This is a genomic window from Pseudomonas brassicacearum subsp. brassicacearum (genome assembly GCF_008801605.1).
Taxonomy (GTDB): Bacteria; Pseudomonadota; Gammaproteobacteria; order Pseudomonadales; family Pseudomonadaceae; genus Aquipseudomonas; species Aquipseudomonas brassicacearum.
Genome location: NZ_VZPJ01000001.1, coordinates 247,549 through 260,399, shown reverse-complemented (window position 1 = coordinate 260,399; position 12,851 = coordinate 247,549). Strand labels below are relative to the sequence as shown.

The following is a 12,851-nucleotide window of genomic DNA, read 5'->3' as shown; positions in this document are numbered from 1 at the left end:
CTGCGTAAAAAGGGGCAACGGTGATGGCGGGGCGACGGGACGAGCCGCTCACAGGTCGGCCTCGTCCAGTTCGGCCATCAGCGCTTGCATTTCGTCATCGGACAGGCCCGAGGCGCTGAACTCGGTGCTGTCGGCTTGCGGCTCGGCGGCGCTCGGTGCCAGCGGTTGCGCGACCTCGGCCATGGCCGCGATGGTCTGGCGTTCGAAGACTTGCTTGGCCGAAAGCGCGATGCCTTGCTCGTGGGCCTGGGCCACCACTTGCAGGCTCAGGATCGAGTCGCCGCCGATGGCGAAAAAGTTGTCGGTGACACTCACCGTCGAGAGCTTCAAGACCTTGGCGACGATGGCTTGCAGGGCGGTTTCCATGGCGTTGCGCGGCGCCACGTGGGCGCTTTCGTCGAACGAGTCGGGGGCGGGCAATTGGCGGGTGTCGAGCTTGCCGTTGGGCGTGCGCGGAAAGCTTGCCAGGGTCAGCACCAGGGCCGGCACCATGTACGACGGCAGGCGCTCGCCGAGGAAACGCTTGATCGCCTCGGAGTCCGGTGCGTAGCCGTGGGCGGCGAGGATGTAGGCCAGCAGGCACTTGCCGGCGGCGTGTTCCTGGACGATCACCGCGGCTTCGCGCACGTCGCTGTGGCTGCACAACTGGCGTTCGATTTCACCCAGCTCGATGCGGTAGCCGCGCACCTTGACCTGATGGTCCTTGCGCCCCAGGAACGCCAGGCGCCCGTCGGCCAACCAGCACGCCAGGTCGCCCGTACGGTAGGCGCGAGTGCCGTCGGCCAGGGTGACGAAGGCCTTGGCGGTTTCTTCGGGTTTGTGGCGATAGCCGCGGGCCAGGGTCGGGCCGGCGAGGACGATTTCCCCTGGCTCGCCAATGCCGCAGGCAGTGTCGAACTCGTTCAGCAGGCGCAGGTCCATGCCGGCGATGGGGCGGCCAATGCTGACGTTGCGGTTTGGCTCCAACACCTCATAGGTGGCCCAGACGGTGGCTTCGGTGGGACCGTATTCGTTCACCAGCCGGGCGTGGGGCAGGGTCTTGCTGTGTTGCGCGATCAGCGATGGCGGGCAGGCTTCACCGGCGACGATCCAGCAGGCAAGGCTGTCGGTGCCTGTGCTGCGCTGCAGTTGATCGAGCAGGGCCTGGTACAGCGACGGCAGCGACAGACCGTGGCTGACCTGATGCTGGGCAATCAGTTGCGCCAGGCGGGACATTTCCAGCTCTTCACCCGGGGCGGGCAAGACCAGGCGTCCGCCTTGGGCCAGGGTCCAGAAAATCCCGGCGACCGAACTGTCGAAGGCGAACGACGACAGCAGCAAGTAGGCGCGCACCGGAGTCTCATAGGCGGCCATGCGCACCTGGGTCGAGAAGCTCAGTGCGCCGTGGCTGATTTCCACGGCCTTCGGCGCACCGGTAGAGCCCGAGGTGTAGATCAAGTAGGCGAGGTCGATCGCGTCCGGCAACGGCAGCGCCGGCCAATCGCCGAGGTCCGGCGCTGCCAGGTCATCCAGCACGAAGCGTTGCAGGGTGGCCGGCACGCTGTCGGCCAGTTCGCTGCTGACCACGATGTGGGCAATGGCGCTGTCGGCGAGCATGTAGGCGCGGCGGTCGGCCGGGTAGGTCGGGTCGATCGGCACGTAGGCGCCGCCGGCTTTCAACACGGCGAGCATGGCGACAATGGCCGCGTTGCTGCGGGCGAACAGGATGCCGACGGGCACGCCAGGACCGATTCCGGCCGCGACCAGTCGATGGGCCAGTTGCGTGGCGCAGGCGTCGAGGTGGCTGTAGCTCAGGTCACCGTTCTGGTCGCTGAGGGCAATGGCGTCTGGCTGTTGGCGAACCTGACGGGCAATCAATTCCACCAGCGTCACCGGTTCGATGGCCGGCACGCTCGCGCCGGTGCCGATCAACTGCGATTGCAGCGTTCCACCCAGGGGCAGTTGGGCCCAGGCCCGTTGCGGTTCAGCCAGGGCGCCTTGCAGCAGTTGCAGCCATTGCTCGGCGAGGCAACCCGCGGCTTCGGCGCTGAGGGCATGGCGGTCGTAGACCAGTTGCGCGTGCAGGCTGGCGGGCAACTGGCGTACGTTCAGGCAGGCCTTCAGCGGGTTCATCACCGCGCCGGCATGACGCTCCCGGGCATCGCCCGAACGCCAGGCAAAGGCATAGCCGGCGTTGAGGTGGCCGGTGTAATAGTCTTGCCAGCCGACTGCCCGTTCCAGGGTGGCGGCCACTTGTGTGCTTTGTTCCAGCAGGGTCGCCTGGGCATCCAGTTCGATGCTCACGGGCAGGCACTGCTCGAACAGGCCCAGGGTGTTTTCCAGCTCCGCGCCGCGACTTTCATGGATCAGGGTGAGCGGCACCTGTTGCTGGCCGGCCAATCGTCCCAGCACCGCTGCCCATGCCGCCAGCAGCAGGTCCGGGGTCAGGGCCGAGTGACGGGCGAGGTCGCTCGGCAGAGTCAGGTCCAGCCGGGTCGGCGCGAACCCGCCATCGAGGGCCACTTCGAGCGGCAGCTGCAAGGTGGCCTGTTCGGTTTCGCCCGAGGGTTTCCAGAAGCTCACGCCCGGATGGTCCGGCGCGTCTTCAACCAGGCTCCAGCGCCATTCGGCGTAGTCGGCGTACTGCAAGGTGTCGGACAGGTCCGTGGGGTTGTCTTGCAGCAGTGCGCCGGCCAGCCATTTCAGGCTGGCGAGGTCGAAGTGGCTGCTGGCCGCCGCCAGGTCCAGGACCGCTTGTTCATCGGACAGGCGCACCAGGGTCACGCACAGTGGGGTTGCCCAGTCGCGGGGCTGGGTGGCGAGCCGGGCCAACGCGGCGTCCTGGTCGACGCGGCTGTGCTGGCGCAAGTCCTGGAGGTTCACCGCCAGCGAGCCGGCTTCGTCGATCACCTGCACCGGGTGGCGCAGGCCGGGCACGGGCATCAGGCGCGTGCGCAGGATTTCACTGCCGGCCACCAGGGCTTGCAAGCAGTTGTCCAGTGCAGCGACGTCCAGCGACTGTGACAGCGACCATTGCAGATGGCAGCTGAACGGGTGCTCCGCCGCGCCGTTGATGTGGGGGTAAACCGATGCCTGTTGCGGCGAAATACGAAAACCTTGAAGTCCGCTCATGTTCATCTCGACTGGAAAAGGGCTTGAGCCTGGATCACCGCACAGATGTCGGGGCTTGCTGGACACGTGTCAGGCAAGCCTCCTGCGAACGGCGGGTGGACCCGTTGAATGTCAGACGGCAACGTCGCTCGACAGCAGGGCTTCAGCCATGCCGGTCATGATTGCGCGCTTGCCGGTAAAGGGTTCGCGACCGTGCACGGCGAGCATGTTGTCGATGAACAACACGTCCCCCTGTTGCCAACTGAATCGCACCAGCGAATCGAGGTAGGCCGCACGCAGCGATTGCAGTACGTGTGGCTCGATCGGTTCGCCATCGCCATAAAAGGTGTTGGTGGGCAGGTCGAGGTCGTTGAAGTTGCTTTGCAGCGAATCGCGGATTCGCTCAGGCAGGGTGCTGATGTGGAAGAACGTGGCGTGATTGAACCAGACCTCTTCGCCGGTGCGCGGGTGGCGCACCACGGCCGGCCCGCGTTGGCGGGTGCGCAGGCGATTGTTGTCTTTCCATTCCACTTCGATGCCGACGCTGGCGCAGTAGGCCTCCACTTCGCGGCGGTCTTCGGACTGGAACACGGTCTGCCATGGCAGGCCGAAACCGTCGCCGTAGTTGCGCACGTACAGCACGCCTTTTTCCCGGAATCGCGCTTCGATCTGCGGGCTGATCCCGGCCTTCACGGCGCGGGTCGAGCCAATCGGTGTTTCACCGCCGGTCTCGGACGGCAGTTGGCAGTAGAAGAACAGCCGCAGTGGAAAGCGCGGCGAGTAGGAGTGCTCGTTGTGGGGGAAAATCATCTGGTCGGCCGGGTAGTCGGTCGAGGTGTAGATGTTGCCGCCGACCCGTGTCCGGGGCGAGGCGCGGAACATGTATTCCAGAGCGCCGGGGGAAAGGGCGGCGATCACTTGGTCGAACTGCTCGACGGACGCGACGTTGAAGCCGCGAAACAGCAGGGCGCCGTACTCCAGCAGTTTCTTTTCCAGCGACTCGCGTTCCCGGGTGGCCCAGGCGATCAGGTCGACGCCGCTGACCGCCGGCTCGATCACCAGGGGCAGGACGTGGTCCGGGCTGAGCAGGCGCTCGGTGACCAACTGTTGTTCCGAGACGTTCATGGCTTTGCGACGCACGGCGCCGAGGGCGCGTGGCGATGGGGGCACGATAGACATAACGGCATCCGACTCGGTTAAAGGGACAAGGAGCGACGTTTGGCTTGCATCATCTGGCTGCGACCGGCCAGCGCCTGTGACTGTTGTCGCTCACGGGCAAAGGCCTGGTCCCAGTTATCGATGCGCTCGGCCAATGCCGGCAGCGGCTCGTCCAACAGGGTGTGTAGCTGTTCCAGCAGGCCCGTCCACAGGTGTTGCAGGCGCAGGGCACGCTGCTGGTCGAAGTATTCGCCGCGATACTTGAGGGTCGCGGCGAGGCCTTCGCTGCCGTGCACGAGGTCGAGCACCAGGTGGAAATCTCCCGGTGCCTGGGCCACGTCCAGCGCGGACAGCTGCGCGCCGGCGATGGCGGTCGGGGTCACCCGTGACGGTTGATAGTTGAGCTTGACCTGGAACAGCGGCGAGTGACCGGGGCGGCGTTGCGGCGCGAGGGCCGAGACCACCAGGTCGAAAGGCAGGCCTTGATGGGCATAGGCCAGGCGCGCTTCATCGCGAACCCGCTCAAGGAAACCGGCCAGGGTCGGTTCGCCACGCAAGTCGCAACGCAGGGTCAACTGGTTGACGAAGAAGCCGATGACGTCGCTGTGCTCGGCCAGTGGCCGGCCATTGACGTCGGTGCCCAGCAGGAATTGCTGCTGGCCGCCCAGTTGCTTGAGCACCAGTTGGTAGCTGGCCAGCAACAGCATGAACAAGGTCATGCCTTGCTCGCGGGCCAGTGCTGCCAGCCGTTCGCAGCGGGCCTGGGGCACGCTGAAGTCCAGGCTGTGTTCGCCCGGGGCCTGGCCGCTGCCACCGAGTTCCAATGTTTGCGGCATGCCGGCCAGGTGTGTGCGCCAGAAGTCCTGCTCGGTGGCGATCTGCTGTTCGCTCCAGTACCGGGCTTCCCATTGGGCGAAATCGAGGTATTGCCCCGGCAGCCCTACGTCCGTCGAACCAGCCAGCTCCGCCAGCAGCACTTGTGCCGAACGCCCGTCGAAGGCGATGTGGTGCAGGGTCAGCAGCAGGTCATGCTGTTGGCCATGTCGGCTAAGCAACTGCGCTCGCAGCAGCGGGCCGGCTTGCAAATCGACAGGGTTGGCGTGTTCGTGGGCCAGGTGCTCGCTCAGCGCCTGCTGTTGCTGCGCTTCATTCTGCTCGCGCAAATCATGATGGATCAGCGCTACCGCCGTGGCCGGCAACACCTGTTGTTGCGGGCCATCGACACCGTCGCGGTACACCGTGCGCAACACGCCATGCCGCTCGACCAGCGTGTTCAAGCGCAGGGCCAGGGCCTCGATGTCCAACGGCCCTTGCAGGCGCAGATGCAGCACCAGGTTGTGGCGGGTGTCGTCCGGGTTCAGTTGGCGCAGGAACCACAGGCGACGCTGGGCGAACGACTGATGGCCCTGGTTGAGGTTGGCCTGCTCGGTCGAGGCTTCGGCCGTGGGCGCCGGTTCATTCAGGAAACCTTGCAGGGCCAGCGCCCATTGTTCCAGGGTGATTTCCCCGAACAAGTCCTGGGTCTCGAAATTCCAGCCCAGGTCCCGGTGCAGGCGCGCAGCGAAGTCGGCCACGCCGATGGAGTCCAGGCCCTGGCCGATCAGGCTGCGTTCGAAATGGGCGGACAGATACGGGTTGACCGCGTGCAGCGTCTGTTCCAGCCATTGGCGGCAGGCGACCTGGGCCTGTTGCGGCGTCTGGGCCACCAGGCGCTTGAACTGGGCAAGGTCAAGGGTCTCGCCGTTCGAGGCAGGCTGCCCACCGCTCTGGGCGATGATGCTCAATGTGCCGGCGGCCAGCTGCTTGCGTGCGCCTTGACGGGCGATCTTGCCGCTGGTGGTCATCGGGATGGTGCCGGCTTGCACCAGCACAATCTGGTCGATGCCACAGTCGGCGGCTTCGCGCACGGCGTTTTGCATCGACGCGAACAGCGCCGGATGATGCGCCGGGTCGACGAACTTGCGCTGCGGCTCGGCGACGATCACCAGTTTCTCGCGGCCCAGGGCCGGGTCCATTTCCGAGAAGGCGGCGATGCGTCCAGTGCGGATGCCCGGCTCGGCGTCGGTGATGGCGAATTCGATGTCGTGGGGATAGAGGTTGCGTCCGTTGAGAATCAGCAGGTCCTTGAGCCGACCGCAGATCACCACCTGACCTTCATGCATGAAGCCGAGGTCGCCGGAGCGCAGGTAATGCTCCGATGAGCCGGCAATCCGTGCTTCAAAGGCTTCGCGAGTGGCCTCGGGGTTCTTCCAATAGGACTCGGCGTTGCTCGGGCCCTTGAGCCAGACTTCGCCGATGCGGTCGGCGGCGCAGCGTTCGAAGGTGTGCGGGTCGACGATGGCGATGTTGTGCAAGGCTTGCGGGTAACCACAGGCGACGAACTCCACGGCGGCGGCATCGGCCGTCGCCAGGGCCACACGACCGGTCTCCAGCACGGTCTTGTCCAGGCGCAGCACCACTGGCAGTGCATCGGCCGGCGTGGCGCTGACGCACAGGGTCGCTTCGGCCTGGCCATACCCTGGGCTGATGGCCAACGGGTTCAGGCCACACGCGGCAAAGCGTTGGGCGAAGGCCTCCAGGGTGCCAGGGTGGATCGGTTCGGCGCCGTTGATCGCGTGTTTCCAGGCACTCAGGTCAAGCTGCGCGATCAGGTTGTCGCTGACCACGCGGTTGCACAGGGCATAGGCGAAGTTGGGGGCGAAACTGGCGGTGGCGCGGTAGCGGCTCAACGCCTGCAACCAGGTCGACGGCGCATTGACGAACGTCTGGGACGCCATCAGGTAGCAGGGCATGCCGCTGTAGAGCGGGGCCAGCATGCCGCCGATCAGGCCCATGTCGTGGTACAGCGGCAGCCAGTTGACCATGGCGCCGTGCTCGTCGAAAGCGTACGCCTGGCGCATCAGTTCGACGTTGGCGATCAGGTTGCGTTGACGCACCTCGACACCTTTTGGCGAACCGGTAGAGCCGGAGGTGTATTGCAGGAAGGCCACGGTAGAACCGTCGATGACCGGGCGTTGCCACTGGCTGGCCGGTGGCGTGCCCAGGTCCTGGACGGTCAGCACATCGACGCGTCCTTCCACCAGTTCCAGCAAGCCTTCGCAATAATCTGCCGGTGCAAGAATCAGCCCCGGTTCGGCATCCACCACCACGTTGCGGACGCGATCGAGGTGGCGCGGCTTGCGCGACGGCGGTGGGAACAACGGCACGGCAATCAGCCCCGCATACAGGCAGGCACAGAAAGTGCGGGCGTAGTCGAGGCTGCTGGGCAACATCAACAGCACCCGATCACCCGGTGCATAACGTGCTTGCAGCGCGGCCGCCAGGGATTGGGATTGCTCGTGCAGCTGGGCAAAGGTCAGGGTTTCGCCGATCTCTACGCCGTCCGGCAGAAAATGCAGGGCCGCACGATGAGGGAAGTGCTGGGCGTTGGCTTCCAGCACGTCGATCCAGTGTTCGAATGAAAACATGTGCAATTCACGCCATGGCCACGATGACTTTGCGGTCACCGGTGAAAGGATTGCGACCGTGTGCGACCAGTCGGTTATCGAGCATCAGGATATCGCCGGGCTGCCAGGGGAAACTGATGGCAGTCTCGCGGTAGACCTCGCGCACGGTGTCGAGCATGTCGTCGGCAATCGGCGAGCCGTCGCCGAAATAGACATGGCGCGGCAGGTTCTCTTCACCCACTGCCGCCAGCAGGCTGGCGCGTACGCTCGGTTCGATGGCCGAGACATGGAACAGGTGCGCCTGGTTGAACCAGACCCATTCACCGGTCTCGGGATGCTGCTGCACGGCGGTGCAACGCTGGCGGGTGCGCAGGTCGCCATCGGCTTTCCATTCCCACTCGATGTCGTTGTCCTGGCAGTAGCGTTCGACCTGGGCACGGTCCTGGGTGTTGAAGACCTTTTCCCAGGGCAGGTCCAGGGCGCCGCTGTAGTTGCGCACGTAGAGCAACTCGCGGCTGGCGAACAGCTCGCGAATCTCGGCAGGCATGCGCTGGTAGATCAGGCGGCTGTCGGCAATCGGGGTCTCGCCGCCGGTTTCACTGGCCTTGATGCAGTGGAACCAGATGCGCGAAGGCCAGGGGCGGGTGTAGGCCTGTTCGTTGTGCAGCGGGATGAATTGATGGGCCGGATACTCGGTGGAGCTATAGACCCCGGCGAAGACTTTGCTGCGCGGTGTGGAGCCGAACTCGTAACTGGCCAGCGGTGCACCAAAGCTGGCAGCGAAGCGCTTGAAATCAATGGGCGTGGCGACGGTGAAACCGCGAAGCAACACGCCGCCAACGGTGCTCAGGACATGGGCCAGGCTGTCGCGGATCGAGGTGTCCAGATCGTGGATCGACTGCCCCGATGTCCCCTGCACCAGCACGGGGAGCGATTGGGCGCTTGCATCCGTGGGCGCCATTGAAAAAAGCTCGGAACGCCCGTTCAGGTGTTCGATTGAGGTCATCCTTGTGCATCCTCTTATAGCGTCTTCGACCAGTCACAAGACCTTGAAAGCAGGGCAGCGGTCAGCGATGTAGGACTCGTCTGTAATGTATGTAAGGCGATACAAGACGACATACTAGGTACAAATGAGATGGATTATCAATACTATTTATTTAATTTTTTTTTTGGATTAGACTCCGCTCCGCTGGCGCCAAACAGCCTTCGGCCAGCTCAAAAAACCTAAAAATATCTGTCGCAGGGGAGCGGGGCGTGAATTTCAAAAAGAACACAATTGCGTTGGCTGTAGGGTCGGCCATCGGCCTGAGCAACGGCGCATGGGCGGCCGAAGAAGCCGGCAAGATGGAGATCGCTCCGATCACTGTGACGGGTGAAAAAATCGACCGCCCCCTCGATAAGACCCAGTCCAGCGTCGTGGTCGTCACCGACAAGAACCTGCGTGAACACGGCGACAAGGACCTGGTGGATGTATTTGCCCGCACGCCCGGCGTCTATAGCCAGGCCGGCAATGAGAACTGGGGTATCCGTGGCGTGCCGGTGTCCGGTTTTGACGACCAGGGCCCGGCGGCCCTCAACGGGGCAGTATCGGTGTATGTCGACGGTGCCGTGCAGCCCAACCGCGCGCTGACCCTCAGCCCGGTCCCGCTCTGGGATGCCGAGCAGGTCGAGGTTTTTCTCGGGCCGCAATCCACCACCCAGGGCCGTAACTCCCTGGCCGGTGCGGTGGTTATCCGAACCAAGAACCCAACCTTCGAACCGAGCTTCTCGGCGCAGACCAGCGTGGGCAACTACGGTGAGCACGGTGCGGCCGTGGCGGGCGGCGGGGCCATCGTCGATGACAAGATCGCCGGGCGTATCGCCGTGGATTATTCCGACGGTGACGGCTACATCCGCAACACCACGCTCGATAAAGACGCCAACCCGCATCGCACCAGCAACGCCCGCGGTAAATTGCTGATCCTGCCCAATGACGACACTGACGTCTTGCTGACTTATGCCCATAACGAACATCGCCAGGGTGACCGCTCGACGATGCGCGGCGCCGATGGCAAACCGAGCTATTACGACATCGCGTCCAATACCGAGGCCTTCGACAACCTCAAGCAAGACACCCTCAGCGCCAAGGTGGATTATCGCCTGAACGATGCCTGGTCGCTGACGAGCATGACCGCCAATACCAATACGGACTACAGCAACCGTCTGGACTTTGACCAGAATGCCGTGGACAACGAGGTCGTTCTGCGTAAGCAGGACGGCAACCTGTTCAGTCAGGAACTGCGCCTGAATTACGACTCGGACACGGTGAAGAGTTTCGTCGGTGCCTACTATGGTCACAACACCAACAACTTCCACGACCGGTTGTTGTTCGATGATGTGCTGGTTCGTACCGTCAAAGGTGATACCAAGATTGAAAACAAGGCGGTGTTCGGTGAAGTCAACTGGACGTTCGCCCCGCGCTGGACCTTGATCACCGGCCTGCGTTACGACCACGAAACGAACGATACCGACATCGAAGCAGATGGCCGCTTCGTGCCCGAGAAAATCAAGAAGTCGTTTGATGCCGTGCTGCCGAAACTCGGCATCGACTACGAACTGGCAACGGACCAGTACCTCGGTTTCACGGTGCAGAAGGGCTATCGCGGTGGCGGTGTCAACCTGCGTTCCGGTAGCGGTCACCAAGCCTACGACCCGGAATACACCACCAACTACGAGCTGTCCTATCGCGGTTCGTTCTTCGACAAGACCCTGCGTACCCGCGCCAACCTGTACTACACCGACTGGAAAGATCAGCAGGTCAGCGTGCGGCAGCCCGGTAGCACCGTCATTGATATCTACAACGCTGGTCGCAGTGAGATCAAGGGCCTGGAAGTCTTCGTCGAAAAAGACATCACCGAGCAACTGACCCTGAACGTCGGCGGCGCCATTACCGATAGCAAATACAAGGACTTCGTCGCTGACAATGGTCAGGACAGGAGCGGTGAGGCGTTCCTCTACTCGCCTAAATACAAGGCCTCGGTGGGTGGTGTCTATCGTTTCGACGATCGCCTGATATTCGGTACGGACATTGTCTATCAGAGCACTGCGCCTTCGGAGTACGAGTTCGATTCAAACGGTAAAGTCACTGGTGAGCGTAAGAGCGACGCCTATGTGCTGGTGAATTTCAACACCGAGTACAAAGTCACCAAGAACGTCGCAGTGTCCGCCTACGTGAAGAATGCGTTCGACAAGGAGTACGTCACCAACAATCGCGACGACGACATCATCGACGTCGGCGCACCGCGCACGGTGGGGATGATCCTGCGCTACGACATGTAAACCCACGGGCGCGGGGAGGCAATCTCCCCGCGTCTGTCCTGCAACGTTTCGGATGTTTGTTTCCAGGCTGTTTGTTCCCTTCCAAACCCAGCCTCCATGGAGGAAATCATGAGTGCTTTTTCGAATGTCACAGCGGGTGGCGCGCAACAGCTACGCCTGTTGCACACCGGTCTGTCGAATCCTTACTGCCTCGATTCGACACCACTGCTGGAACGTCAGCAACAGCAGGAATCCAACGCCCGCAGTTACCCGCGACGCATTCCCCTGGTGCTTGAAAGGGCCCATGGCATTTATGTGCAGGACAGCCGAGGGCAAGTGTTCGTCGATTGCCTGGCCGGTGCCGGGACCCTCGCGCTGGGCCACAACCACCCGGTGATCATCGAAGCCATCACCCAGGTCATGGCGGCCGGTGTGCCGATGCATACCCTGGACCTCATGACGCCCGTGAAGGACGCATTCGTCCAAGAGATTTTCGCTTGCCTGCCCAGCGAGTTCGCTCGCCATGCACGCATCCAGTTCTGCGGCCCGAGTGGGGCCGATGCGGTCGAGGCCGCGCTCAAGCTGACCCGTACCGCGACCGGACGGCATTCGGTCCTGGCGTTCGAAGGGGCCTATCACGGGATGACCCTGGGCACGCTGGCTATCAGCGGCAACCTGTCGCCAAAGAATGCCCTCGGCGCGTTGATGCCCGGCGTGCAGCGCCTGCCGTTCCCCCACGACTATCGTTGCCCGTTCGGGGTGGCCGGCGATCAGGCGGTCACGTTGAACGTTCGATACCTGGAACACTTGCTCAACGACCCGGAAAGCGGGGTGACAGCACCGGCGGCAATGATCCTGGAGCCGATCCAGGGCGAGGGTGGGGTGATCGCCGCGCCGGACCGCTGGCTGCAGGAGTTGCGCCGGTTGACCCAGGCCCACGGCATTCCGCTGATCGTCGACGAGATCCAGTGCGGCATTGCCCGCAGTGGACGGATGTTCGGCTTCGAGCAATCGGGCATCACGCCGGATGTCATCACCCTGTCCAAAGCCATCGGCGGCGGGTTGCCGCTATCGGTGATGGTCTACCACGAGTCGCTGGACGTCTGGCAGCCGGGTGCCCACGCCGGCACATTCCGCGGCAATCAACTGGCGATGGCGGCGGGTACCGCGACCTTGCGTTTTATCCGCGATCAAGGCCTGGTCCAGCACGCCGAAACGGTGGGCGTTCACCTGCAGAAACAATTGCAGGCGCTGCAAAACGAGTTCGCCTGGATCGGCGATGTGCGTGGACGCGGCCTGATGCTCGGCATGGAAATCGTCGACCCGCAAGGCACCCCAGACGTACAAGGCCATCCGCCGGTGGACACGGCCCGGGCCAAGGCGTTCCAGCAGGCTTGCCTGAAGCACGGCTTGATCGTTGAACTGGGCGGACGCCACGGCGCGACCGTACGCTTCCTGCCGCCGCTGATCATCACCGAACAGGAAATCGATTTCGTCGCGAAAATCCTGTTCCAGGCTGCGAGCACAATCAACGAGCACCCCGCAGGCTGATCATCCAGGTTCGACCCCGCATCCAGATACAACACCCAACCCTGTGGGAGCGAGCTTGCTCGCGAAGGCGCCGGCCCATCCAACATCACCACAAGCTGACCCACCGCTATCGCGAGCAGGCTCGCTCCCACAAGGGATTACGGGTGCCCACAGCATCCGGACCCAACACCAAACCCTGTGGGAGCGAGCTTGCTCGCGAAGGCGCCGGCCCATCCAACCTCACTACAAGCTGACCCACCGCTTTCGCGAGCAAGCCCGCTCCCACAAAAGATTGCAGATGCCCACAGCACCTGGATTCAACACCAAACC

General features: G+C 63.4%; 6 protein-coding genes. 2 read left to right on the top strand and 4 right to left on the bottom strand.

What is annotated here, in order from left to right; genetic code table 11:
* Window positions 1–48: 48 nt before the first annotated feature.
* From F7R20_RS01235 to F7R20_RS01220, 4 genes are all read right to left on the bottom strand, one after another.
* The gene (locus F7R20_RS01235; RefSeq protein WP_033028095.1) at window positions 49–3,111 is read right to left on the bottom strand and encodes a non-ribosomal peptide synthetase; all 3,063 of its coding nucleotides are present in this window, start codon (window positions 3,109–3,111) and stop codon (window positions 49–51) included.
* Window positions 3,112–3,222: 111 nt separating this feature from the next.
* The gene (locus F7R20_RS01230) at window positions 3,223–4,269 is read right to left on the bottom strand and encodes a TauD/TfdA family dioxygenase (RefSeq protein WP_003200902.1); all 1,047 of its coding nucleotides are present in this window, start codon (window positions 4,267–4,269) and stop codon (window positions 3,223–3,225) included.
* Between the two features lie 17 nt (window positions 4,270–4,286).
* Complete coding sequence (locus tag F7R20_RS01225; RefSeq protein WP_003200903.1) at window positions 4,287–7,715, bottom strand: condensation domain-containing protein; 3,429 nt, start codon at window positions 7,713–7,715, stop codon at window positions 4,287–4,289.
* A 7-nt stretch (window positions 7,716–7,722) separates the two neighbouring features.
* Window positions 7,723–8,700, bottom strand: a complete 978-nt coding sequence (locus F7R20_RS01220; protein ID WP_003200905.1) for a TauD/TfdA family dioxygenase — start codon at window positions 8,698–8,700, stop codon at window positions 7,723–7,725.
* A gap of 248 nt (window positions 8,701–8,948) precedes the next feature.
* Between F7R20_RS01220 and F7R20_RS01215 the strand changes: the two genes are divergently transcribed.
* Both F7R20_RS01215 and F7R20_RS01210 read left to right on the top strand, forming a co-directional pair.
* Window positions 8,949–11,012, top strand: a complete 2,064-nt coding sequence (locus tag F7R20_RS01215) for a TonB-dependent receptor (RefSeq protein WP_013693074.1) — start codon at window positions 8,949–8,951, stop codon at window positions 11,010–11,012.
* A gap of 108 nt (window positions 11,013–11,120) precedes the next feature.
* On the top strand, window positions 11,121–12,542 hold the full coding sequence (locus F7R20_RS01210) for a diaminobutyrate--2-oxoglutarate transaminase (RefSeq protein WP_003200911.1): 1,422 nt from the start codon (window positions 11,121–11,123) through the stop codon (window positions 12,540–12,542).
* Window positions 12,543–12,851 lie beyond the last annotated feature (309 nt).